The following is a 25,594-nucleotide window of genomic DNA, read 5'->3' on the forward strand; positions in this document are numbered from 1 at the left end:
CTAAGCGCTATTAGTATGGCGCATTCCCTGCAAAGTTATTCCGGAGTCCGGTAATGAAAATCGCGATTTACAGTACAAAAAATTATGACCAGCTTTCCCTGCAACGCGTCAACCAGCAGTTCGGTTTTTCCTTAACTTTTTATGATTTTAAACTCGATCAGCACACAGCCAAAAATGCCGCAGGGTTCGATGCTATCTGTATTTTTGTTAATGATGATTGTAACGCAAAAGTCATCCGCGAGCTCGCCGGGCTGGGAGTACGTTATATTGCCCTGCGCTGTGCCGGCTTTGATAATGTCGATATTGCCGCCGCCCGCCATGCCGGTATTCAGGTGGTCCGTGTCCCTGCCTATTCACCTGAAGCCGTGGCCGAACATGCTGTCGGTTTAATGATGACCCTGAACCGGCGAATTCATCGTGCTTACCAGCGTACCCGTGATGCAAATTTCTCCCTGGAAGGGCTGACCGGGTTTACCATGCACGGCAAAACAGCCGGTATCATAGGGACCGGTAAAATCGGCCTCGCCACCCTGCGTATCCTGAAAGGCTTTGGCATGCGGTTACTGGCCACCGACCCTTATCCTTCACAGCAGGCACTGGATCTGTCGGCAGAATATACCGATATCAATACCCTGCTGAAAGAGTCGGATGTTATTTCACTGCATTGCCCGATGAACGAAAAAAACCACCACCTGCTGGATGCTGCCGCTTTCGATAAGATGAAAAACGGGGTAATGGTTATTAACACCAGCCGTGGCGGGCTGATCGATTCTCAGGCCGCGATTGAAGCCCTGAAACAGCAAAAAGTGGGGGCTCTGGGAATGGATGTCTACGAAAACGAACGCGACCTGTTTTTCGAGGATAAATCTAACGATGTTATTCAGGACGATGTTTTCCGCCGTCTCTCTTCCTGCCATAACGTACTGTTTACCGGGCATCAGGCATTCCTTACCACCGAAGCGCTGACTTCGATTGCCAAAGTTACTCTCGGTAATTTACAGTTATTAGCCAGCGGAGAGCAATCTGATAACCTGGTATCGGACGTCTGATAATACCAGGTTATCGGGGGGAGACTGCGGCCTACAGGGCGCAGCCACCTCCGATAAGGGCATTTTCGCTGCAACGTTTGCCATTCGCCAGCTGGCACATGCCTATCCGGCTGCCATCCAGCTGACGTGAATAAGCCAGTCTTCCCCCCGCATCGGCACAGTTAGTTTCGGCTAACGATGACATTACTACTGGCTGAATATGGGCTGCTGTTGCCTGCTGTGGCGGATCATTCTCGTTATTACTGCTACAGGCAGAAAGCAACAGACTGGCACTGGCCAGCAATAAAGCGGCTATTTTCATGGTTCGGGCTCCGGGGGATATTGACAGTTCGCAACACAGAATATGTCAGGAAAGGGTGCGGGTCGACTGCTGTTACATGTTTTTACTCTTTAGTGGCAGCCGTATTACCAGCAGATTTATCCCGGTTCGCCGATACTGAGAGTATTCAGCCGGTGGCAGGCAGGACCAATGTTTGAGTTTTATGTTGCCGCTCCCCTGCCAGCGTCTGCAGGAGAGCAATCACCACCGCTGCCCGTTTACCGGCAACACAGACTTCAGACGTTAGTAATATCGATAAACAATGACTCGTCGATATTGGTTGAAGAGACTGTGGCTTCGGTAAACTGGTAAGTGTCACGCTCACCTTCCCTGTCCAGCGGCAAATGGCCGAAATCAAACAGCTGCCGATCGGCTAACTGGCTGGGGCTGACATTTTGCAGTGACTTAAACACGCTTTCTACACGTCCCGCATCCTTTTTATCCCATTCATTCAGCATGGCTTTGATCGCCTGGCGCTGCAGGTTTTCCTGTGAACCACACAGGTTACAGGGAATGATGGGGAAGTTTTTCTGCCCGGCAAAGCTGATCAGGTCTTTTTCCCGGCAGTAGGTTAGCGGCCGGATAACAACGTTACGTCCGTCATCAGAACGCAGCTTCGGTGGCATGGCTTTCAGACGTGCTCCGTGAAACATATTCAGAAACAGGGTTTCAACAATGTCGTCCATATGGTGACCAAGAGCAATTTTGGTAGCACCTATTTTCTCAGCAAACGAATACAGGGTGCCGCGGCGCAGCCTCGAACATAAACCACAGGTCGTCTTACCTTCAGGGATCTTTTCTTTAACCACCGAGTAGGTGTCCTTATCAACGATGTAATAAGGAATATCCAGACGTTCGAAATAGTCCGGCAAAATATGTTCAGGGAAACCCGGCTGTTTCTGATCAAGGTTAACCGCAATGACCTGAAATTTTACCGGGGCCACTTTCCGGAGACTGAGGAGAATATCCAGCATTGCAAATGAATCTTTGCCGCCGCTCATGCAAGCCATGACCACATCATTCTCTTCAATCATCTGGTAATCCGTAATGGCATTACCCACATTTCTGCGGAGACGTTTCTGAAGTTTGTTGAATTCGAGGGTTTCTTTTCTGTTATCTGTCTGATTCATAGCTTACGTTCACACCGCCGGAGAGTCCGGCTGTTTATTTCCTGGTTAGGTACCTGCATGGCAGCGGATTATACGGATTTTTCCTCAGCGGGGAAATCTCCTTATCTGCCGGCAGACAGATAACCTGCCACAAGGTGAAAAACCGGCGGGTAATAAGGCAGAAAAAACAGTGACTATGGCGGGGAAACAGACAAAAAAAACCGGCGTGAATAACGCCGGGGTCATAAGAATTAAATGTGCTATGCAGTAATTCAAAAGTAAGACAATGTGGAGCACAACGCCCATCGCTTGACGTTGCATTCACCTGCGGGAAGAAGTATCAGCGATTTAAAGCCATCATGCGTTGATTGAGATCATACTTTTTTCGATTGCCGCCATTCTGTGCGCTTACAGCCACTTACGATTCTTAAGCCACAAGGTAATCATCAGTGCGATGACCACCAGTATCACGCAGAACACACTGAATCCGTCGCTCCACTGGCCGCCGGGGATCCCCCCCAGGTTGACCCCGAATAATCCGGTCAGAAAAGTCGCCGGTAAAAATATCATCGCCAGTAATGACATAATATAGGTGCGTTTATTCATCGATTCGGTCATCTGCGAACTGATTTCATCGTTAAGCACCGCTGTACGGGCAACACCGGCATCAAGATCCTCCAGCCCCCTTCCCAGCCGGTCGGCGATATCCTGCAACAGCCGCCGTTGCGCATCGTCCAGCCAGAGTGATTTTTCACTGGCTATCCGTGCCAGAACATCGCGCTGAGGTGCCATATAACGTCGCATAACAATCAGCTGCTTACGTAATAATGCCATCTGGCCCCGTTGCGGCACCTTGCCTTCCAGCAGGCCATCTTCCAGATCAATAATTTTATCGTGCAGATCTTCGATAAATTCACTGATATGGTCCGTCAGCGCATCGCAAAATTCCACCAGCCAGTCGCCGGCGTTTTCCGGGCCGGCTTTATTTTTCAGGCTGGACCAGACATCATCCACTGCCGCGACTTTACGCTGACGAGTAGAGACAATCAGCCGATCGTTGATAAAAATTCTGACAGCCACCAGTTCATCGGGCCGTGAGTCATGGTTAAAGTTAATACTGCGCAGCGTAATCATAAAGCCGTCAGCCAGCTTAGTGATCCTTGGCCGCATACTCTCACCGGCTAATGCATCCCGTACCGAATCCGGTAACAGCGGCGTGTCCTGTAACCATTCTGCACTTTCCTGTTGAGCATAATTCAGATGCAGCCAACAGGCATGCTCACTGTTTACCACTTCAGTTTCACTGATAGGCAACATGCCGCCTTGCCCGTCTAACTGACAGGAAATAATCGCATCCGGGATATGCAGTTCTTTACCGTCAATAATACTCACTCCTTCCCCTTACTTCACTCTGACTGATGTATATAACCGTTATTGTAGAGGATTAGTGACCGTCTATGGGGTTTAAAACGTAAAGACGCATTACAACCGGAAAAAAAGAAGCCAAACAATGATGCTTAAAATCAATCTGATAGCGCAGACTTTCCGGGGATCTCCCTCGGCAGGCACAGGGATTGACAAGTACGGGAAAAAACTCTGCCACTGATAGCACTGACTGAACTCTTCAGTATTTTCGTTATCAGAAATACTTACCTGTCTCTGTCTCTCCGCACAGGGCTGCAACGGAATATTGCGCGGAGGATTGCGGGTATTTTCAGCATTCTGTTTAACGGTTATGGCTTTTTAAGCGGATATTGATGGGCGCAGCTCGTAAAATACTGCGGAATATGGGATAAATAAAAACATCACTTGCCCTGTGGTGCTGGTCAGTCAGCATTACAGTAAATCAGTTAGGATTAAAAGGAACCTCAAATGTCTCAGACAGTTAACTTCAAAGGTCAGCCTATTGCAGTCGCAGGTCAGTTCCCGGCCACCGGTAAAGCAGCGCCTGATTTCAGTCTGGTCACAAAAGACCTGAATGATGTGTCTCTGGAAAACTATGCCGGTAAACGCAAAGTCCTGAATATTTTCCCAAGTATCGATACCAGCACCTGTGCAACGTCGGTACGTAAGTTTAACCAGCTGGCCTCTGAGCTTTCAGATACCGTAGTATTATGTATTTCTGCTGATCTGCCGTTTGCCCAGAGCCGCTTCTGCGGGGCTGATGGTCTGGATAATGTGATCACCCTGTCCACCCTGCGTGGCAGTCAATTTAAGCAGGATTACGGTGTGGAAATCCTCGAAGGCCCGCTGAAAGCCCTGACCGCCCGTGCCGTTGTGGTGCTGGACAAAGATAACACCGTATTACATGCCGAGCTGGTAGCAGAAATCGCTGACGAGCCTGACTACGATGCTGCATTAGCGGTACTGAAGTAAGTTATCGCTGTTTTCTGAACACCACCGGCTTATCCCCCGGTGGTGTTCTGTCCGACAGCCGGTATTATTCCTCACCGGCTGTTTTTTTGTGATTCAGTCCGTACTCACGTAATTTATTTGCGATTGCTGTATGAGAAACCCCAAGCCTTTTTGCCAGCTTACGGGTGCTTGGATAATGGTGATATAAGCGGACCAGCACCGCCCGTTCGTAACGGCTGGTAATATCATCCAGCGACCCCTCCAGATTATCCTCCACCGCCAGATCGGCAGTAAAGGTTTCAGGTAACAGCACATCTTTCGGCTTCAGTTCATGCCCTTCCAGCTGAGTCATGGCCCGGTAAATAATATTTTTCAGTTGCCTGACATTACCCGGCCAGCTGTAGCGCGCCAGATAACCAGCCAGTTGCGGGGAAATAACCGGACAGGGAATACCCTGCTCATCGGCAAACCTGGCCACAAACATCTCGGTCAGCGGCTGAATATCCTGAGTATGTTCCCGCAGTGCGGGCAGATTCAGCGTCAGCACATTAAGCCGGTAAAATAAATCTTCGCGGAATTCCCCGCGGCTGACCAGTTCCTGTAAATTTTTCTGTGTCGCGCAGATAACCCGCACATCCACATGCACCTCATGCTCTTCTCCGACACGGCGGAAAGTTCCGTCATTGAGAAAACGTAATAATTTGGTTTGCATACGTGGTGACATTTCACCAATTTCATCCAGCAGAACAGAACCGCCATTTGCCTGTTCAAAGAAACCTTTCTGGCTGCCTGACACATTAGGGTAAGCTCCCGCCGCATGGCCAAATAATTCACTTTCAGCGACATCATCAGGTAACGAGGCACAGTTAAGCGCCAGAAAAGGTTTACTGCTGCGATGACTGCGCAGGTGACAGGCTCTGGCGAGCATATCTTTACCGGTCCCTGTATCACCGATAATCAGCAACGGGGCATCATGCATGGCCAGCTTTTTCGCCTGGCTCAGCAGCTGCCGCATCTTCGCACTGACGGCAACAATATGGGCAAAGCCTGATTCATCAGTATGGTTAAGATTCTGTAACTGATGGCCCATACGCGCGGTGGATTTGAGCATAATCATGGCCCCGACCGGCTGTTCCTGTTGCTCCTGCTGATCAGGCAGGTAAATCGGCAACAGTTCCATCAGAAAATCACGGCCCTGGATCACTACACTGCGGGTGGATGCCGTGACACTGTCACCTTCATTGCGCGGAATAAACTGGAAATTATCAATCAGCTGACTGATCGGATAATGCATAATCTTTTTTTCATCCAGTCCGAACAACGACAGGGCTGCGGGGTTGGCCCGCTCTATCCGTCCGCGGAGATCAATGGAGATCACCGGTTCCGGAATTGCCACCAGCAGTGAGGTCAGTACACGGTTTTCCCGTTCTGAAGGCAGGTCTGTAACGGTACGTACATCGGATACCCCGCGGGTACGACGGATCTCCGCCATCAGGGCACTGAATTCGTGAAAAGGAATCGGGCTGAAGCGTAAATACAAGCGTTCCAGGGCAACAATTTCGATACCATACAGATCAATATTTCGTGCCACCAGCAGATTGAGCAGTTCCCGTACCAGGCCTAATCGGTCTTTGCATATAATTTCGAGGCGCATCAGTGTATTTTCCCGGCCATGACGTGTGGCGGTTATCATACCAGACTTACCCTAATCGTCATTAAAAGTTTACAGATATCGCGGGGAACACCCATTTTTGTACGTATTTATTGACGGGCGCGGCAGATCACGCCACGCCACACCTTTAAGTGACCGGGGATGAGGGATCCTTTGAAGGGGAGCCGGAGGCGGGTTTCTTTTTCATCGCCTGGCGAAGCCTTGTCAGTAAATCGGTTCGGTAATCGCTCAGCCGGGGCTTCTGACCCTCAAGCCATGGCAGCGGCCGGCATAACTCCATCGCTTTAATACCCAGCCGTGCCGTGAGCAGCCCCGCGCCGATCCCCTGCGCTGCGCGCCCTGACAAACGGGCCATAATGTCCTGTGACATCCAGTCAATACCGGTTTCCCGCACCAGTTCGCTGACCCCGGCAAAAGCAATATTGAATAATACCCCGCGGAACAAACGTAACCGGCTGAAGTAACCCAGCTCAATACCATAAATACGTGCTATCTGGTTAATCATCCTGATATTACGCCAGGCAATAAGCGCCATATCAACGACAGCCAGCGGGCTGACAGCGATCATTAATGCGGATTCAGCAGCGAAACGGCTGATTGTGGCCCTCGCCTGTTTATCGGCCAGCGGCTGAACCTGCAATGCATATAAGCTGATTACTTCACGATCACTGTGGGTATCCTGTAGTGCAGTCTGCCATTTGCGGAAGGCTTCTGAGTCATTAATACCCGCCCGCGCCGCCAGTTGTTCACAAAATGTTCTGGCCCTGCCCGTATCATGACTGTCCAGTAACTGCCGGGCATGATCCCTTTCCTGTGCCCGGTGACGCAATAAAAATAACCGTCGCCATTCTGCCAGCAGGCTACCGGCCCCGGCAATTACCACCAGTCCTATCGCCAGGCTGATGCCTGCGTCGATCCACTGACGGTTTTGCCATGCAGTGATCAGCCAGTCACCCGTCCGGGCGATAATACTGGCTAAAAATACGCAGACCCCCAGTAACAGGATATTGCGCCACAGGGAACGGCGCGGACGTAATACGGCAACCAGCGGCTGTTCATCGCCGCTATCTTCGCCGGGCGGCATATCCTGCTCATCCTGCGGACTGAATGAGGCATCATCGGCCGAAAAGTGCCGGGCAGGTTGCAGACGAAGATTATCCGGCGCCGCTGTGTCCCTGAAAATGATGCCGGGTCTGAGCGGTACCTTTTCCTGTTCGGTCATCGTAATTTATCTCCCAGTAAAAACTCCAGCGCACTGTCCATCCGCAGATGCGGCAGAGGCTGGTCGCTGTCCATGGTTGCAGGGCGGAAGGCTTCAAAACGAAATCCCTGTTCCTGCCAGAAACTGGCGGCAGGCAGCCTGGCCGGCACCTCCCCCGGATAAAAAGTCAGTTTTTCACCGTCAGTCAGGCGATGACCACGTAATACCGGCAGACTCTGTTGCTGATGAATAATATTTCCTGACGCTGTGGCACGGATCGCCGACAGTCCCAGACAATCGATTTTTATACCTTCGAAGGCCGCCTGCTGCCATGCATCACCCACCATCTGCCGTAACAGAGAAACCAGATTGCCCTGTTGATCGTGGGTAATATGGTCCGCTTTACTGGCGGCAAACAGCAGTTTATCGATCACCGGCGCAAACAGCCGCCGCAGTAATGTACGCTGTCCGTATTGAAAGCTTTGCATCAGCAGGGTCAGTGCCTGACGCATATCATTAAACGATTCCGGTCCGCTGTTCAGGGGCTGCAGGCAATCTACCAGTACTATCTGCCGGTCAAATTTCACAAAATAGTCTTTATAAAAACGCTTCACCACATGCTGGCAGTAATAGTCATAGCGGGCCTGCAGCATCCCGAAATTACTGAGTTTGCCGCCATCGCTGAGTTTTGTGCTGTCGGCCAGCGTATCAACTGGCCACGGGAAGAATTGCAGCGCAGGTGCACCGGCCATATCCCCCGGCATTACGCAGCGGCCGGGCTGGATAAAATGCAGGCCGTTATTTTTACACTGGTGCAGATAGTCGGTCCAGGCGGCAGAGATATCTGCCAGTTGCTGTTCGTCAGCCACGGCCCGGGGATCCAGTGCGGCCGCCAGGTGCCGCCAGCGGGCTGCCCGCTGGCCCCGCTCTCCCTGCAACAACGCCATCATTTGCTGTGACCAGGCGGTATAACTTTGTCCCAGCATCGGCAAATCCAGCAACCACTCGCCCGGATAATCAATGATTTCCAGAAACAAGGTGGTCGTGTCTTTAAAATAGCGCAACAGAGAGTCGGCAGAACGGTAACGCAGCGCCAGACGCATTTCGCTGATACCGCGGGTCGGTGTCGGCCATTGCGCTGGCTGCCCGTAAAGTTGCGCCAGACCGGAATCGTAATTAAACCTCGCAATACCCATATCCCGTTGCGGAATACGTTTCACGCCAAGTAACCGCTCTTCCCGCGCCACAGAAAATAACGGCAGCCGGGCACCGTTATTCACGTTCAGTAACTGATTAACCAGTGAGGTAATAAAAGCCGTTTTTCCACTGCGGCTGAGTCCGGTAACCGCCAGCCGCAGGTGTTTATCGGCACCGCGGCTGACCAGGGATACAATCTCATTTTGCAGTTTGTTCATGTTTCTCTCTGAATAGTCGGGCAGATATTTTTTTCATTATCGCAGACAATACAGGTTCGAGCACCATTGCCAGAATAATGCGCACAGGCCTGCGGGCGACCCGGTTAAGCACTCTGGCACTGATCCCTGCCGGAGTCCGGCTGAGTATCGTGATAATGATAAATTTTACAGCAGAAAGGAGTACCGACATCAGGCGTGACGGCCTGCCCTGTTGCTCTGCATATTTCATTGCTCACCTCCGGCGGGTATATCCACTGATATTTTACAATTGTCTGAAACGGCTGCGGATCGAAAAAGTTTCAGAAGTGACATAACGTTCTATCTCCCTGACCCTGTTTTCTCCCTGCCGGAGTTGCTGTTCCAGTTCCGATAACAACTCTGCGGCGGCGGGCTGTGCCGGCTCTTGTTGCCCGCTGACCGGTTTTTTCTCCAGAAAAAAAGCCAGCGCAAAATAAACCACCAGGGTAATAAAAAATAGTCCGATAAACAGGGAGATAATCACCATAATACGGATCAGGTTAACCGGCACATTGAGATATTCCGCCAGTCCTGCACAGACCCCCATCAGCTTGCCCTGTTGCGGATCGCGCCATAACTGACGTGAAGTCGCGGATCGCTGTCTCATGGCTGTTGCCTCCATTGCGGGTTTTCCGCATCCAGTATCGCTTCCAGCGTACCGATACGTTCCTGCATCCGGCGCGCATCTATTGTCAGTTGCTGTAGTCGTTGCATTTCCTGTGGCGACAGTTCACTGCCCGCCGGATGTTTATTGCTGTAATGTAACCATAACCAGATCGGCGCGACAAACAGCACAAAAATAGTCAGCGGGATCATAAAAAGAATAATTGCGCTCATGAATTCTCCTTACCTGAGTCGCGGTTCAGCCGGGGGACTATAACGGAGATTACTGTCCGTCGTGACGCTGCATTTTTTCTTTTAATGCCGCCAGCTGCTGGCTGATTTCATCATCTGCTTTCAGGCTGGCAAATTGCTGTTCCAGTGACTGAGGCTTACCAAAACGCTGACTTTCTGCTTCGGCTTCCATATGGTCAATACGACGCTCGAAAGATTCAAAACGGGCCATTGCCTGATCAATTTTACCATTATCCAGCTGACGACGAATATCCCGTGAATTTGATGCCGCCTGGTGGCGCAGAGTCAGAGCCTGCTGACGAGCCCGGGTTTCGGTCAGTTTATTTTCCAGTTCAGCAATTTCACCTTTCATCCGTTGCAGGGTCTGGTCTGTCTGTTCAATTTCCTGATCCAGAGAGCTCACTAACGCATCGGTTTTCTGTTTTTCCAGCAACGCAGCCCGTGCCAGATCTTCTTTGTCTTTACGCAGTGCCAGTTCGGCTTTCTCCTGCCACTCGGCAGAATGTAGTGCCGCCTGCTCACTCCTGCGAACTAACTGTTTTTTCTCAGCCAGTGCACGGGCCGAGGTGGTACGCACTTCAATTAATGTGTCTTCCATTTCCTGGATCATCAGCCGGACCAGTTTCTGCGGGTCTTCAGCCCGCTCCAGCAGGGAATTGATGTTGGCATTCACAATGTCAGTAAAGCGGGAAAAAATACCCATGTTGTTTCTCCTGAAAAATGCCGGGAAATCCCCGGAATAGGTTATAGCCGTCCGCTGATGGCTACCGGTTATCTGCCACTTGTATTAGCAATCGGCATGCCAGTTTTTAACTTAATGTTTTTAAATGATTTTATTTAATTGCCCTGTCAGAAAGATCCCGTAGAATGGTGAAATTAATTAATAGCTGGTCAAAATAATCATGAGTGAGCGTCAGGATAATCTGCTGGGTGAGTCCAATAACTTTCTTGAGATGCTGGAACAGGTTTCTGCCCTGGCGCCACTTAATAAACCGGTGCTGGTGATCGGTGAACGAGGTACCGGTAAAGAGCTGATTGCCAACCGTCTGCATTATCTTTCTGCCCGCTGGCAAGGGCCTTTTGTTTCCCTTAACTGTGCAGCACTGAACGATAACCTGCTGGATTCCGAATTATTTGGCCATGAGGCCGGTGCCTTTACCGGGGCACAGAAACGGCATCTGGGACGGTTTGAACGGGCTGATGGTGGCACTCTGTTCCTCGATGAGCTGGCAACCGCACCGATGATGGTTCAGGAAAAGCTGTTGCGGGTGATTGAATACGGGCAACTGGAACGTGTCGGCGGCAACCACTCGCTGCAGGTGAATGTGCGGCTGGTTTGCGCGACGAATGAGGACTTACCGGCGCTGGCCGCGCAGGGAAAATTCCGTGCTGACCTGCTGGACAGGCTGGCATTCGATGTAGTGATTATTCCGCCACTGCGTGAAAGACAAAGCGATATACTGGTCATGGGTGAATATTTTGCTCTCCGGATGTGCCGTGAACTCGGACTGCCCTTATTCCCCGGTTTCAGTGATAAGGCCCGTCATCAGCTGCTCAGCTGGCCGTGGCCAGGCAATGTGCGGGAGCTGAAAAATGTTATCGAGCGTTCCATCTATCGCCACAACAGCAGCGAACAGCTGCTGGACCGGATTATTTTTAATCCTTTCCGGCCGGACAGTGCTGGCGGAGATTCCCTGCAGGCCACGCCCCCCGTTCCGGACGCTGAAGAGCATTTACCGGGATTGCCGGTAAATTTACGGGAATGGCAAAATAGTCAGGAATACCGTCTGCTGATGCTGAGTCTGCAAAAAAATCATTACCACCAGCGTAAAGCAGCCGCTGATCTCGGACTGACCTATCATCAGTTACGGGCTTTAATAAAAAAACATCAGGTGTCCGCCGGGCGCTGATGATGCTGTTTCCGGGGATAGTGCCGCGCACCGTTGCCAGCAGACACCATGAAAAAGAGCAGCACCGCATACGCCAGGGTTGGGGTAACCGCCGGGTTTGCGATACACTGCCGCCAATCTATTAAAATTCTTTGAGTACTATGTCGAAATTCTATTCTGCGCTGTGCCTGGGACTCAGTCTGTACTGCGGTGCCGCCTTTTCCGCATCTCAGCAGGACATCCGTCAGAGCGGTTTTGTCTATTGTGTGAACGGGGTACTGAATACCTTTAATCCGCAACTGGCCAGCAGTGGCCTTACAGTGGATACCCTGGCCGCGCAGCTCTACGACCGTTTGCTGGGTGTCGACCCCTACACTTACCGTCTGGTGCCGGAACTGGCATCGGGCTGGGAAGTCAGAGATCACGGTGCGACCTATATTTTCCGCCTTCGCCACGGGGTTAACTTTCAGTCCACCAACTGGTTTACCCCGCACCGCAGCCTGAATGCCGATGATGTGGTGTTTAGTTTTTCGCGGATGTTTAACCGGAGCAACCCATGGCATCAGGTCGGCGGCGGAAATTACCCGTATTTCGACAGTCTTCAGTTTACGGATAATGTCCTGAGCATCAAAACGCTGGACAACTACACGGTCGAATTTCGCCTCTCCCACCCGGATGCCTCTTTCCTGTGGCATATTGCCACCCACTATGCACCGGTATTATCCAAAGAATATGCTGACCAGTTAACCGCCAGCGGACATCAGGAAGCAATGGACAGCCATCCGGTGGGCACCGGCCCTTTTCAGCTGGCTGAATACCGTTCAGGGCAGTTTATCCGGCTGATACGTAATCCGCAGTACTGGAAAGGCGTGCCGCGTATGCAACAGGTTGTCATCGATATCGGCGCCGGAGGCACCGGCCGTTTATCTAAATTACTGACCGGTGAATGTGATGTGCTGGCCTATCCGGCCGCCAGTCAGCTGTCTATTTTGCGCGATGACCCGCGACTGCGGATGGCACTTCGCCCGGGGATGAACATTGCCTATCTGGCATTTAATACCCGTAAACCACCGCTGGATAACCCGGAGGTGCGTAAAGCCCTGTCACTGGCGATTAATAATGAACGGCTGATTTCTTCCATTTATTATGGTACGGCAGAAACCGCGGCTTCTGTTTTACCCCGTGCGTCCTGGGCTTATGATAACCGTACCCGTATTTCCGATTATAATCCGCAGCAAGCACAGCAACGGCTTAAACAACTCGGCATACAGGATCTGCATCTGAAGCTGATGGTGCCCGTCGCCTCACAACCCTGGAATCCCAGCCCGCTTAAAACGGCAGAGCTGATTCAGGCCGATCTGGGACGGATTGGCGTTAGCGTCGATATTGTGCCGGTAGAGGGCCGTTTTCAGGAAGCTCAGTTGATGTCACTTAATCATGACCTGACTCTGGCAGGCTGGGCAACCGACAGTAATGACCCGGACAGCTTTTTCAGGCCATTGCTTAGCTGCGCGGCTATCAATTCTGCAACCAATTATGCCCACTGGTGTTACCCTGCATTTGACCAGATATTACAGTCAGCCTTAACCTCACAGCAACTGGCTGACCGGATTGACAGTTATGATCAGGCTCAGCAAATGCTGGCCGACCAGTTACCGGTACTGCCGCTGGCATCATCACTGCGTTTACAGGCTTATCGCTATGATATTAAAGGGCTGGTGTTAAGCCCGTTCGGTAATACCTCGTTTGCCGGAGTGTACCGTGATGATTCAGAAGGAAATGCCCCATGATTATCTTTATTTTACGGCGGCTGGTATTACTGGCAGTAACCCTGTTTTTTTTATCGCTGGTTGCTTTCAGCCTGAGTTATTTCACCCCCCATGCTCCGCTGGAAGGTGCCTCTCTGTCTGATGCCTGGTGGTTCTGGTTTAAAGATATGTTACGTCTGGATTTTGGCGTCTCCAGTGTTAATGGCCAGCCGATCATCGATCAGCTGAAAGAAGTGGTTCCGGCTACCCTGGAACTTTGCGTGCTGGCATTTCTGATGGCACTGTTGCTGGGGATCCCGCTGGGGATCATTGCGGCAGTGATGCGTAAAAAATGGCAGGACCGGCTGATCAGTGCTCTGGCATTACTCGGTTTTTCGTTACCGGTATTCTGGCTGGCATTGCTGCTGACGTTGTTCTTTTCCCTGACTCTGGGCTGGTTACCCGTATCCGGCCGTCTTGACCTGCTTTATCCTCTGCCGCATGTTACCGGGTTTGTGCTGATTGATGCGCTGCTGACTCACTCCGTATGGCGTCATGAAATGCTGGTCAGTATTTTTCAGCATCTGCTGCTACCGGTGGTGACTCTGGCCGTGGCCCCGATGACGGAAGTGATCCGTTTAATGCGCCACAGTACCCTTGAAGTGATCGATAAAAGTTATGTCAAAGCAGCCATCACCCGCGGTTTATCCCGTTTTACCGTTATCCGTCGCCATGTACTGCATAACGCTTTACCGCCGGTGATCCCGCACCTCGGCATGCAGTTTTCCACCATGCTGACTCTGACCATGATCACCGAGGTGGTTTTCAACTGGCCAGGGGCCGGGCACTGGTTGATCGCGGCCGTCCGTCAGCAGGATTATGCCGCTATTTCTGCCGGAGTGATGGTAATTGGCAGTATGGTGGTCATCGTAAATGTACTGTCAGATATTATCGGCGCAGCTTTAAATCCGCTGAAACATAAAGAATGGTATGCCCTCAGATAACCGGCAGTTGCGGTTTTCCCTTACTGCCCTGACTGCCAGTCGTAGTGCGGTTTGTTGTCAGATCACCACAGGAAACGATAGATGTTAAAATTACTGATGCCATTATTACTGCTACCTCTGCTGGCAGGCTGTTCCCCGGATAAGTCTGCCGATCAGACCACGCGACAGTGTCTGGAATACCAGCATATGATGACCGCACCACTGCCGCCGGATGTCCATGCCGGACTGGAAAAACAGTGTGAAGACTCACTGAAGTCATTACATGAAAATTAACAGAAGTAAGACGGTGATATATGCCCATCGATAATATCTATCAGGAAAAACGTCTGCCCGGCACCTTTCGTCAGTCCTGGGGGAAATTTTATCACGATACTGCAGCAATGGTCGGTCTGTATGGTTTTGCCCTGTTGCTGCTGTTATGCCTGTCTGGCGCGTTACTGGCACCTTACGGTGTTGACCAGCAATTTATGGGTTACCAGTTATTACCCCCTTCCTGGTCGCGTTACGGCGATGTCTCTTTTTTTCTTGGTACCGATGACCTGGGCCGGGACCTGCTCAGTCGTTTATTACGCGGGGCAGCACCGACTGTCGGCTCAGCCATTCTGGTTACTGTCTTTTCCGCTATCTGTGCCTTTTTAATCGGTATCCTTGCGGGGCTGACCCATGGTTTCCGTTCGGCGATCATGAATCACATCCTTGATACTCTGTTATCTATTCCGTCGTTACTGCTGGCGATTATTGTGGTGGCTTTTGCCGGTCCCAGCCTGTTCCATGCATTAATCGCTGTCTGGCTGGCGTTAATGCCACGGCTGGTCCGGGCAATTTATATCGCTATTCATGAACAGATGGAAAAAGAGTATGTGGTGGCAGCGCGGCTGGATGGCGCAAGCCCAATCACTTTACTCAAAGACACCATTCTGCCCAATGTGTTACCCCTGCTGGTCAGTGAATTTACCCGGGGTTTATCGATGGCAGTGCTGGATATTGCCGCCCTGGGCTTTCTCGGTCTCGGTGCGCAATTGCCTTCACCCGAATGGGGTGCCATGCTCGGTGATTCTCTGGAGCTGATTTATGTAGCGCCCTGGACAGTGATGCTGCCCGGCGTCATGCTGATGGTCAGCGTACTGATCATCAATTTATTAGGCGACGGTATACGTCGTGCTATCGAAGCCGGGGTCAAATAATGCCGTTACTGGATATACGCAATCTCACCATTGAATTTTTCACCGCCGAGGGGCCGGTCAAAGCGGTAGATAAGGTAAACCTGACCCTGAATGAAGGCGAAATTCGCGGGCTGGTGGGTGAATCCGGCTCCGGTAAAAGCCTGATAGCCAAGGCTATCTGCGGTGTGACCTCGGATAACTGGCGTGTCACGGCGGACCGGATGCGTTTTAATGATATCGACTTACTGCTGCTGACGCCCCGTGAACGCCGGAAAATTATCGGCCGCCATATTTCGATGATTTTTCAGGAGCCCCAGTCCTGTCTGGATCCTTCAGAAAGTATTGGCCGTCAGTTGATTCAGGCAATCCCCGGCTGGACACTGAAAGGCCACTGGTATCGCCGGTTCTGGCGGTGGCGGAAACAGCGGGCCATCGAGTTATTACACCGCGTAGGGATTAAAGATCATAAGGATATTATGCGCAGTTTTCCTTATGAACTGACCGAAGGTGAGTGCCAGAAAGTTATGATTGCCATCGCGCTGGCCAATAAACCCCGGTTGCTGATAGCCGATGAACCGACCAATGCCATGGAGCCGACCACCCAGGCGCAGATTTTCCGGTTACTGAGCCGGCTTAATCAGAATAATAACACCACTATCTTACTGATTAGTCATGACCTGCGGACTCTCGGTCAGTGGGCCAACCGGATTAACGTGATGTATTGCGGGCAGACGGTTGAAACGGCTCTCAGCGATGAACTGATAGCGACCCCCCATCATCCCTATACGCAGGCTTTAATCCGTTCTATGCCTGATTTCGGACGCGCCCTGCCCCATAAAAGCCGCCTGAATACCCTGTCGGGTGCCATCCCCTCTCTGGAGCATTTACCTGTGGGTTGCCGTCTGGGGCCTCGCTGCCCGTATGCACAACGTGACTGTATTCAGGCCCCCCGGCTGACCGGGAGCAAAACGCATCTTTATGCCTGCCACTTTCCGTTAAATAAAGAGCCGCAATAACTATGGAAACCTTACTCGAAGTCCGTGATTTGTGTAAAACCTATCGTTATAAAACGGGGTTATTCCGGCCACAGCATATTGATGCGGTTAAAAATGTCAGCTTTACATTACGTGAGCGACAGACACTGGCGATTATTGGCGAAAATGGTTCCGGTAAATCGACACTGGCAAAAATGTTAAGCGGGATGATAGCGCCGAGCAGCGGCGAAATTATTATTAATAATCATCCGCTGGAATTTGGCGATTATGGTTACCGCAGTCAGGTTATCCGCATGATTTTTCAGGATCCCGGCACCTCACTCAACCCGAGGCAACGTGTCAGCCAGATACTGGACCTGCCCCTCAGGCTGAATAGCGGTCTGTCGGCGGAACAACGGGAACTGCGGATCATCGAAACACTGCGTAAGGTCGGATTATTACGCGATCATGCCGGATACTATCCTCATATGCTGGCTCCTGGCCAGAAACAGCGCCTGGCTCTTGCCCGGGCTCTGATATTAGAGCCTAAAGTCATTGTAGCTGACGAAGCACTGGCATCGCTGGATATGACTATGCGCTCGCAACTGGTGAATCTGATGCTGGAGTTACAGGAACGGGACGGGCTGTCCTATATTTACGTGACACAGCATATCGGCATGATGAAACATATCAGTGATCTGGTGATGGTGATGCATCAGGGACAGGTAGTGGAACGCGGCGGTACTGCTGATGTCCTTGCTTCCCCGCTCCATGATCTGACACGACGGCTGATTAACAGCCACTTCGGCGAGGCGCTGACCGCCGATGCCTGGCGACGAAGTGAACGATAATCCACAGAATTTTGCTCTGAACCTTCGCCACTTTACCTGATAACCCATTGTCGTGTTAGAATCCACCGATTGAACATTGCGGCACGGCTGAAAAAACACCAGCCACCGCCAACAACAATAACCATATTAAGGATTACAGCTATGGGTTTTCTTTCCGGTAAGCGCATTCTGGTCACTGGCGTTGCCAGTAAACTGTCTATCGCATGGGGTATCGCTCAGGCGATGCACAAACAGGGTGCTGAACTGGCATTCACTTACCAAAACGAAAAATTAAAGTCTCGCGTTGAAGGCTTTGCCAAAGACCTGGGCTCAGACATTGTTCTGCCTTGTGATGTTGCAGAAGATGACAGCATTAAAAATCTGTTTACCGAACTGGAAAAAGTCTGGCCGAAATTTGATGGCTTTGTACACTCTATCGGTTTTGCGCCCGGCGACCAGCTGGACGGTGACTATGTGAATGCCGTTACCCGTGACGGATTCAAAATTGCCCATGACATCAGTGCCTATAGCTTCGTCGCGATGGCCAAAGAATGCCGTGCCATGCTGAACCCGAACTCAGCCCTGCTGACGCTGTCTTACCTTGGTGCAGAACGTGCTATCCCTAACTACAACGTAATGGGTCTGGCTAAAGCATCTCTGGAAGCTAACGTGCGGTATATGGCTAACGCTATGGGCCCTGAAGGTGTGCGTGTCAACGCCGTCTCTGCAGGTCCAATCCGTACTCTGGCAGCCTCAGGCATTAAAGACTTCCGTAAAATGCTGTCACACTGTGAAGCAGTAACGCCGATTCGTCGTACCGTCACCATCGAAGATGTCGGTAATTCCGCGGCTTTCCTGTGTTCTGACCTGGCCGGTGGTGTTACCGGTGAAATCTTACACGTTGATGGTGGCTTCAGCATCGCCGCAATGAACGAACTGGAACTGAAATAAGTTTCCCACAGCAGGCGGTTAACCCGCCTGCTGTGGTAGTCCGTTACCGGATGCCGCCCCTGGTTCCCCCTGCATTTTCATTTATATACCTGCCTGTTATTAGTTAGTCCCTAACAATCCTTCTGTCTGCATCTCTGCTAAGCCACTATATCCGTGAGACGGTTTACAGGCCCCCTGTTACATGGGTTCTGTCTGAAAACAGAAGGAATTACTATGGAATTGCGGCATAGTCATAGTCACTACACCCTATTAAGTGAATCACAGGCAACGTCAGCACCGCAGACGGTACCTGCCGGTAGCTGCGGTGATTCTCTGTGGCAGCAGGCGGATTTATTTGCCGGACTGATGCAGCATCCGGCCCTGCCCGCCGGCTTGCGCCGGTTACTGGACCCTGTCAGTCGCCAGAGTGCTGCAGTCTACAGCCGCCTGTTTCCGGAAGGTCCCTGTCCGGAACAACACTGTTCTCTCAGCCTGTATGATCGTTTTAATATTGCGCTGACAATAGCACAGCTGAGTGATATCAACCCGTTATGTGATTTTTATGCCCGTCATCTTGCTCCCTTGCCCGGACCTCCCGGTACCCGACAGAATAATCACCGGCTGACTGACATTACCCAATATGCCCGGCAACTGGCATGTGCACCGGCGACAGCTGTTCCCCCGTCACTGACCCGGTTGCTGGGCACAGGACTGACCGCTGCAGATATCCTGACCCTGCATCAGATTTGCGGCTTTATTCGCTGGCAATCACGAATGATGGCCGGGATTATCGCACTGACAGGTATCAGGCTGTCTGCTGCTTTTATGGCGGCCGCGGCCCCGGTCTTTCCCGGCTGGCGGACGGACTCTGTCAGTGAGAAATTACCCTTTATCGGTTTACATTCCATCGGCCCGGTTCATCTGAACGTATTGCGGCAGGTTGCCGCACTCGGCCAGCCGCAGCTCCCGGCCGGTATCATCGCCCATGCCCCGCTGGCAGCAGAAGCATGGTTAACTTTACGCGACACTCAGGTTAGCCCGCTGTCATCCCCCGGGTGTCACCGGATCGATCGTCAGATACAGGCAGAAATAACCGCGGCTATGGGCGAACAGCCGCCGGGCAATCCGGCAATACGCCGATTCATCCACCAGCTGATACAGATACCGGTACACTACGACACCAGTAACGCGGAGAACTTACTCAGGCAGGGCTGGACGATGGCAGCACTGTTACAACTGCTGTTCCGCGTCTCCGCCCGCGGATGGGATCAGTCCCTGATGCTGCTGGCGTAATGGTTGTGAAACAGCGTGACTGACTGACGGGCTTCATCAAAAAAATGCTGAGTTAAGGGGGTTGCCCTGCCGGCACCGGCAATGATCATCGCCCCCTGACGGGTCATTGCCGGTATTTCCAGCCCGATCTGTCCGAGCTCCCCCTGCATCGCCGGCAGTATATTTCCCCGCGGGGCCAGCAGCATCCCCATCCCCTGGTGAGCACTTTCCAGCAACTGTAATACTGACGGGCTTTCAATAATCACCCTGACCGTCACGGCTGCCTGACGAAAACAGTTATCCAGATAGCGGCGAAAATAACGGGTACCGGCTGCCAGACACAGCGGATATTCGGACACTTCGGCCAGCGTCAGTGATTTTTTCTGGTCCGGTAAGGGAAACGTTTTCCGGCAATAGAGAGCAACGACGCCCTGATCAGAGAAGAATGCATTCTGAAAATGCAATTCACGCAAAGTGCTCATTTCAAAAAAACCAAATGCGACATCGACCGTATGACTGTTAATCGCTTCGAGCAGCTGGTCTGCACTTAGTACTTCTATCCGGTAATTAATTTCCGGATAACGTTGTGAAACCGTCTGCAGAATCCCTGTCAGCGACAGACTGCATTGGGGAACCACACCAATCCGCAGCGTTCCCTGTATGCCGTGTTTCATTGCATCCACTTCAAGTTTCAGTCCCTGATAAACCGAAACGATCTCGCGTGCCCAGCTGAGTACCCGTTCGCCTTCAGGGGTAAACCCGGAGAAACTATTGGTACGGTTAATCAGTGAGACACCTAATTCCGTTTCAAGGCTTTTCAGACGCAGAGACAGCGTCGGCTGACTGACAAAACTGGCTTCTGCAGCACGGCCAAAATGCTTTTCGCGTTCGAGATTACATAAATAAACCAGTTGCTTTAAGTCCATAGTCCCCGCGTTCTCCCGGCGTAACATGGTGGCAGCAGAGCCACTGTTTCACCGCAGATAGTGATAAATCATTAATTTGATGAATATGTTTATCAGGATCCCGCGCTTCCGCCACGGATGCAAGACATTATCCTGCGATAAATTTTATCTATTGCTCGTTTGTTGTAATCAATTAGACATATAACACACCAAACAGGACAATTTCGTTCATATAATAAATACTTGTAAATAACATTCAGATCACATAAGTCGCTCACTATGAAATTTAAACGTCAGATCAAACCGTATCGCGCGGCCGCCGGTGGCTGGGGCTCTCTGGAAGCGACCACCCGTTATGTATTTGAAAGTAAAGCTGTATTGAAAAATATGCGTAACCTGCTGCGCATGAATAAGGCCCGTGGCTTCGATTGTCCGGGCTGTGCCTGGGGGGACGATAACAAAAGCACTTTCAGCTTTTGCGAAAATGGTGCCAAGGCCGTCACCTGGGAAGCAACACGCCGCAAAGTGGATAATGATTTTTTTGCGGCCCATTCTGTCAGCCGTTTGTATGCAGAAAGTGATTACTTTCTGGAATACCAGGGCCGCCTGACACACCCCCTGTCTTATAACCCCGAGACCGATCACTATGAACCCGTAAGCTGGGAAGATGCTTTTGCATTGATCGCAAAACATATCCGGCAGATGGATAACCCTGACCAGATTGAACTCTATACCTCTGGACGCGCCAGTAACGAGGCCTCCTGGCTGTACCAGTTATTTGGCCGGATGCTGGGTACCAATAATTTCCCTGACTGTTCGAATATGTGTCATGAAGCCAGCGGTACCGGACTTAAACGCAGTATTGGCGTAGGAAAAGGAACTATCCGTCTTGATGATTTTGACAGCGCTGATGCGATCTTTGTTTTTGGTCAGAATCCGGGAACCAATCACCCGCGAATGTTGCACAGTCTGCGCCATGCAGCAGACCACGGTGCAAAAATCGTTACTTTTAATACATTACGTGAGCGCGGGCTGGAACGCTTCGCTGACCCGCAGAACCCGCTGGAAGTCGTGACACCGATGGCAGGTAACATCAGTTCTTCCTACTATCAGCCAAAGCTGGGCGGAGATATGGCTGCCGTGCGCGGGATGGTAAAAGCTTTACTCGAACAGCATCGTCAGCAGCTGGCTTCAACCGGACAGGGTATTTTCGATACACAATTTATTGCCGAATATACTGTCGGAGCCGAAGCCTATCTGGCCGCGGTCGATGCAACAGACTGGCAGAAAATCATCAGCCAGTCCGGTCTGTCAGAGCCTGAGATCCGTCAGGCTGCGGCTATTTACCAAAACTCATCACGGGTTATTTGTAGCTGGGCGATGGGAATTACGCAGCACAAACACTCGGTGGATACTGTCCGTGAGATAGTCAACCTGCAACTGTTATTCGGTCAGTTAGGTAAAAAAGGGGCAGGATTGTGCCCTGTACGTGGTCACAGTAACGTACAGGGCAACCGGACGATGGGGATTGATGAAAAACCTGGCCGTGCTTTTCTGGATGCATTAGGCAGCCATTTTAAATTCGAGCCACCACGGCAGGCCGGACATAATACGGTAGAAGCCATAGAAGCTATGTTGCGTGACGAAGTGCGGGTGCTGGTGACCCTGGGCGGTAACCTTGCCGCCGCCGCTCCGGATTCGCCACGTACTGAAGAAGCTATTCAGCGTTGTGGTCTGACGGTACATATCAGTACTAAACTGAACCGGACACATCTGGTTCCCGGTTTCCGGAACAGCCTGATATTACCCACCCTTGGACGTACCGAAAGGGATATCCGCGGCAGTGGTCCGCAATTTATTACCGTCGAAGACTCTTTCAGTATGGTACATGCATCAGAAGGTGTCGGTATTCCGCTGGCGGATACCCAGCGTTCTGAAACCGCGATTGTGGCAGGTATCGCCGATGCTGTACTGGGCAGTGATAGTGTCAACTGGCTGGCGATGGCGGATGATTACCGCCAGATCCGTGAGCATATTGCGGCGACCATCCCCGGATTCGGTGATTTTAACCGAAAATGTGATACGCCCGGCGGATTCTATCTGGGGAATGCTGCGGCACGCCTTGAATTTGCCACTCCGTCGGGTAAAGCTGAGTTCAATGCCTCACGTCTGCCTGACGGATTATTTCCGCAATTATCGATGGGAGAAGCCCCGTTTGTCTTACAGACTCTGCGTTCCCATGACCAGTACAATACTACTATCTATGGTCTGGATGACCGTTACCGCGGTGTGTATGGTCAGCGGAAAGTTGTCTTTATCAACCCGCAGGATATGGATGAACAGGGTCTGGCCGAAGGTCAGCAAGTCGATATTGAAACCCTGTGGAATGATGGTATCACCCGTCAGGTACAAGGGTTTGTGCTGGTTCCTTATAATATCCCCCGCGGCAATCTGGCGGCTTATTATCCGGAAACTAACCCGCTGGTGCCCTTATCAAGTTTTGGTGATGACAGCGGAACTCCCACCTCTAAGTCAGTACCGGTAAAAATTTCACTGACCACAGAACCACCGTCACTGAGAATTGCCTGAGCCATTTTGTGTAAAAAGCCGGAAACATCTCCGGCTTTTTTTATCTTTCACCGTTTGGCTCTTGCCCGGGTGGCATGATTCGCGTAAAACTGTCAGCCGCTGTTAGGCCACGAAACTAAAAAACTATGTTCCAGGATAATCCGCTGCTGTCGCAGCTCAAAGAAACACTTCATGCCCAGACCCCCCGGGCTGAAGGGGTGGTAAAAGGTACCGATAAAGGTTTTGGCTTTCTGGAAGTCGATGCCCAGAAGAGCTACTTTATTCCGCCACCGCAGATGAAGAAAGTCATGCACGGTGACCGTGTGGTTGCGGTGATCCATACCAGTAATGGTAAAGAGAGTGCTGAACCTGAAACGCTGGTTGAGCCCTTCCTGTCACGATTTGTCGGTCGTATTCAGAAAAAAGATGACCGGCTGTCAATTATCCCGGACCATCCGTTACTGAAAGATGCGATCCAGTGCCGTCCGGCCCGTAACCTGGAACACAATTTTCAGGCCGGTGACTGGGCTGTCGCCGAAATGCGCCGGCACCCGCTGAAAGGTGACCGCAGTTTCTATGCGGAACTGACCGAATTTATTACCTTTGGTGATGACCACCTGGCACCGTGGTGGGTGACACTGTCACGTCACAACCTCGAGCGGTCTGCCCCGGAAACTGCTTTTGGTGAGATGCTGGATGAAAAATTAGTGCGTGAAGATCTGACTGCGCTCGAATTTATCACCATTGACAGTGCCAGTACCGAAGATATGGATGATGCACTGTTCTGCGAACAGCTGGCCGACGGACGGCTGCGCCTTACCGTCGCGATTGCAGATCCTACCGCTTACGTGCCGGAAGGCAGTGAACTGGATAAACTGGCGTCTCTGCGGGCCTTCACCAATTATTTGCCCGGTTTCAATATTCCGATGCTGCCCCGCCAGTTATCAGACGATGTCTGCTCTCTGCGTCCGGGAGCCCGCCGGCCAGTACTTGCCTGTCATATCACCATTGATGCAGAGGGTACGCCGGACGACAATATTCACTTCTTCGCGGCATGGATTGAGTCCAAAGCTAAACTGGCTTATGACAATGTTTCCGACTGGCTGGAAAATACCGGTGAATGGCAGCCTGCCAGTGAAGCGGTGGCACAGCAGATTACGCTATTGCATCGTTTCTGTCTGGCCCGCATTGAATGGCGTAAAACCCATGCGCTGGTGTTTAAAGACCGTCCTGATTATCGTTTTATGCTGGGTGAAAAAGGCGAAGTACTGGATATTATTGCCGAACCACGCCGGATAGCTAACCGGATGATCGAAGAAGCAATGATTACCGCCAACATCTGTGCGGCGAAAGTTCTGGCTGATTCACTGGGCTACGGTATCTACAACGTCCATGCCGGTTTGGATGAGGCCAATGCTGAGCAGGTTGCCGGTGTGCTGGCGGGTCATGGTATTAGCGCAGACCCTAAAGAGATCGCGACGCTGGAAGGGTTTAAAAAGATGCGCCGCGAGCTGGATAACCAGCCAACGCAATATCTGGATACCCGTATTCGTCGCTTCCAGTCTTTTGCAGAAATCAGTACCCAGCCCGCACCACATTTCGGATTAGGACTGGAGTCTTATGCTACCTGGACTTCACCGATCCGTAAATATGGTGATATGGTCAACCACCGTCTGCTGAAAGCCATTATCCTTGGCGAACAGCAACAGGTAAAACCACCTGCTGCAGAGTTAACCACCATTATGGGTGAGCGTCGCCGCCTTAACCGTATGGCTGAGCGTGATGTCGGTGACTGGCTGTATGCCCGTTATCTGGCACCTTATGCAGGGACTGAGCAGAAATTTGCTGCAGAGATTATTGATATCTCCCGCGGCGGTATGCGTGTCCGGCTGACAGATATTGGTGCGGTTGCCTTTATCCCTGCCCCGTTCATTCATAGTGTGCGTGATGAATTAGTCTGCAGTCAGGAAAACGGGACCGCTCAGATTAAAGGCGAAGTCCGTTATCGTGTAACCGACCTTATCGACGTAACCATTGCCGAAGTTCGCATGGAAAATCGTAACGTCGTTGCCCGTCCGGCAGTCTGATGTCTGGTGCGTACCGGATCACCCGGTACGCACTGCTCTTCCCCCGCCTCTTGCTTGCCGTTGATCCTGCCGTCCGCTGCGCCGCTGAATTAAGAAAAATACGAATGCTGATTCGGAATATTCACCCTTCCGCGGATGCCTGTTAAGCATAAAATAGCATCCGTTATAAATGCAGCTGACAACTGCGACATAACCGGCGTTATCTATATGTCACCCGGAGACAGGTGAATA

24 protein-coding genes are annotated in these 25,594 nt (G+C 51.5%); 13 read left to right on the forward strand and 11 right to left on the reverse strand.

Annotated features, from left to right (window positions below; all coding sequences use genetic code 11):
• Positions 1-53: 53 nt before the first annotated feature.
• Entirely contained in the window at positions 54-1,049 is a 996-nt protein-coding gene (locus tag JK198_RS01670) for a 2-hydroxyacid dehydrogenase (RefSeq protein ID WP_212707807.1), read from the forward strand.
• Positions 1,050-1,080: 31 nt separating this feature from the next.
• Here JK198_RS01670 and JK198_RS01675 read toward each other — a convergent pair whose 3' ends face one another.
• From JK198_RS01675 to zntB, 3 genes are all read right to left on the reverse strand, one after another.
• Positions 1,081-1,350: a DUF333 domain-containing protein gene (locus JK198_RS01675; protein WP_212707808.1), complete on the reverse strand. Its 270-nt coding sequence runs from the start codon at positions 1,348-1,350 to the stop codon at positions 1,081-1,083.
• Between the two features lie 254 nt (positions 1,351-1,604).
• Entirely contained in the window at positions 1,605-2,498 is an 894-nt protein-coding gene (ttcA, locus tag JK198_RS01680; protein ID WP_212707809.1) for a tRNA 2-thiocytidine(32) synthetase TtcA, read from the reverse strand.
• 387 nt (positions 2,499-2,885) lie between these two features.
• Entirely contained in the window at positions 2,886-3,869 is a 984-nt protein-coding gene (gene zntB / locus JK198_RS01685; RefSeq protein WP_212707810.1) for a zinc transporter ZntB, read from the reverse strand.
• A gap of 480 nt (positions 3,870-4,349) precedes the next feature.
• Here zntB and tpx point away from each other — a divergent pair, with 480 nt between their 5' ends.
• A complete protein-coding gene (gene tpx / locus JK198_RS01690) occupies positions 4,350-4,853 on the forward strand; it encodes a thiol peroxidase (RefSeq protein WP_212710582.1) in 504 nt (167 codons plus the stop codon).
• 64 nt (positions 4,854-4,917) lie between these two features.
• Here the strand turns inward: tpx and tyrR are convergent, their stop codons facing one another.
• The 7 genes from tyrR to pspA all read right to left on the reverse strand — a co-directional run bounded on the left by tyrR (position 4,918) and on the right by pspA (position 10,696).
• Positions 4,918-6,486, reverse strand: a complete 1,569-nt coding sequence (tyrR, locus tag JK198_RS01695; RefSeq protein WP_212707873.1) for a transcriptional regulator TyrR — start codon at positions 6,484-6,486, stop codon at positions 4,918-4,920.
• A 145-nt stretch (positions 6,487-6,631) separates the two neighbouring features.
• The gene (locus JK198_RS01700; protein ID WP_212707812.1) at positions 6,632-7,726 is read right to left on the reverse strand and encodes a TIGR01620 family protein; all 1,095 of its coding nucleotides are present in this window, start codon (positions 7,724-7,726) and stop codon (positions 6,632-6,634) included.
• A complete protein-coding gene (locus JK198_RS01705; RefSeq protein WP_212710583.1) occupies positions 7,723-9,120 on the reverse strand; it encodes a YcjX family protein in 1,398 nt (465 codons plus the stop codon). Before JK198_RS01705 ends, JK198_RS01700 begins: the two co-directional genes overlap by 4 nt.
• Complete coding sequence (locus JK198_RS01710; RefSeq protein ID WP_212707814.1) at positions 9,101-9,349, reverse strand: phage shock protein PspD; 249 nt, start codon at positions 9,347-9,349, stop codon at positions 9,101-9,103. Before JK198_RS01710 ends, JK198_RS01705 begins: the two co-directional genes overlap by 20 nt.
• A 33-nt stretch (positions 9,350-9,382) precedes the next feature.
• The gene (gene pspC, locus JK198_RS01715) at positions 9,383-9,745 is read right to left on the reverse strand and encodes an envelope stress response membrane protein PspC (protein WP_212710584.1); all 363 of its coding nucleotides are present in this window, start codon (positions 9,743-9,745) and stop codon (positions 9,383-9,385) included.
• Positions 9,742-9,975, reverse strand: a complete 234-nt coding sequence (pspB, locus tag JK198_RS01720; protein ID WP_212707816.1) for an envelope stress response membrane protein PspB — start codon at positions 9,973-9,975, stop codon at positions 9,742-9,744. Before pspB ends, pspC begins: the two co-directional genes overlap by 4 nt.
• Positions 9,976-10,024: 49 nt before the next feature.
• The gene (gene pspA, locus JK198_RS01725) at positions 10,025-10,696 is read right to left on the reverse strand and encodes a phage shock protein PspA (RefSeq protein WP_212710585.1); all 672 of its coding nucleotides are present in this window, start codon (positions 10,694-10,696) and stop codon (positions 10,025-10,027) included.
• 199 nt (positions 10,697-10,895) lie between these two features.
• On the opposite strand from pspA, the gene pspF reads away from it, so the two are divergent.
• The 9 genes from pspF (at position 10,896) to JK198_RS01770 (ending at position 19,824) form a co-directional block, all read left to right on the forward strand.
• Positions 10,896-11,903 carry a phage shock protein operon transcriptional activator gene (gene pspF / locus JK198_RS01730; RefSeq protein WP_212707818.1) on the forward strand — a complete coding sequence of 336 codons (1,008 nt, stop codon included), beginning with the start codon at positions 10,896-10,898 and terminating at the stop codon, positions 11,901-11,903.
• Positions 11,904-12,043: 140 nt separating this feature from the next.
• Entirely contained in the window at positions 12,044-13,672 is a 1,629-nt protein-coding gene (sapA, locus tag JK198_RS01735; RefSeq protein ID WP_212710586.1) for an ABC transporter substrate-binding protein SapA, read from the forward strand.
• Positions 13,669-14,634 carry a putrescine export ABC transporter permease SapB gene (gene sapB, locus JK198_RS01740; protein ID WP_212707820.1) on the forward strand — a complete coding sequence of 322 codons (966 nt, stop codon included), beginning with the start codon at positions 13,669-13,671 and terminating at the stop codon, positions 14,632-14,634. Before sapA ends, sapB begins: the two co-directional genes overlap by 4 nt.
• An 81-nt stretch (positions 14,635-14,715) precedes the next feature.
• Positions 14,716-14,907: a hypothetical protein gene (locus JK198_RS01745; protein WP_212710587.1), complete on the forward strand. Its 192-nt coding sequence runs from the start codon at positions 14,716-14,718 to the stop codon at positions 14,905-14,907.
• Between the two features lie 20 nt (positions 14,908-14,927).
• Entirely contained in the window at positions 14,928-15,818 is an 891-nt protein-coding gene (sapC, locus tag JK198_RS01750; protein WP_212707822.1) for a putrescine export ABC transporter permease SapC, read from the forward strand.
• Positions 15,818-16,813 carry a putrescine export ABC transporter ATP-binding protein SapD gene (gene sapD / locus JK198_RS01755; protein WP_212707823.1) on the forward strand — a complete coding sequence of 332 codons (996 nt, stop codon included), beginning with the start codon at positions 15,818-15,820 and terminating at the stop codon, positions 16,811-16,813. The genes sapC and sapD overlap by 1 nt, the downstream gene beginning before the upstream one ends.
• 2 nt (positions 16,814-16,815) lie before the next feature.
• A complete protein-coding gene (gene sapF, locus JK198_RS01760; RefSeq protein WP_212707824.1) occupies positions 16,816-17,622 on the forward strand; it encodes a putrescine export ABC transporter ATP-binding protein SapF in 807 nt (268 codons plus the stop codon).
• A 141-nt stretch (positions 17,623-17,763) separates the two neighbouring features.
• On the forward strand, positions 17,764-18,552 hold the full coding sequence (fabI, locus tag JK198_RS01765) for an enoyl-ACP reductase FabI (RefSeq protein WP_212707825.1): 789 nt from the start codon (positions 17,764-17,766) through the stop codon (positions 18,550-18,552).
• A gap of 213 nt (positions 18,553-18,765) precedes the next feature.
• Positions 18,766-19,824 carry a hypothetical protein gene (locus JK198_RS01770; protein ID WP_212707826.1) on the forward strand — a complete coding sequence of 353 codons (1,059 nt, stop codon included), beginning with the start codon at positions 18,766-18,768 and terminating at the stop codon, positions 19,822-19,824.
• Here JK198_RS01770 and JK198_RS01775 read toward each other — a convergent pair.
• Positions 19,800-20,729 (reverse strand): LysR family transcriptional regulator, encoded by a 930-nt coding sequence (locus JK198_RS01775; RefSeq protein WP_212707827.1) that lies wholly within the window; start codon positions 20,727-20,729, stop codon positions 19,800-19,802. The genes JK198_RS01770 and JK198_RS01775 overlap by 25 nt on opposite strands.
• 258 nt (positions 20,730-20,987) lie before the next feature.
• Between JK198_RS01775 and JK198_RS01780 the strand changes: the two genes are divergently transcribed.
• A complete protein-coding gene (locus JK198_RS01780) occupies positions 20,988-23,297 on the forward strand; it encodes an FdhF/YdeP family oxidoreductase (protein WP_212710588.1) in 2,310 nt (769 codons plus the stop codon).
• 125 nt (positions 23,298-23,422) lie between these two features.
• Positions 23,423-25,363 carry an exoribonuclease II gene (locus JK198_RS01785; protein ID WP_212707829.1) on the forward strand — a complete coding sequence of 647 codons (1,941 nt, stop codon included), beginning with the start codon at positions 23,423-23,425 and terminating at the stop codon, positions 25,361-25,363.
• Positions 25,364-25,594 lie beyond the last annotated feature (231 nt).

It is taken from the genome of Tatumella sp. JGM91 (assembly GCF_018257575.1).
Taxonomy (GTDB): Bacteria; Pseudomonadota; Gammaproteobacteria; order Enterobacterales; family Enterobacteriaceae; genus Tatumella; species Tatumella punctata.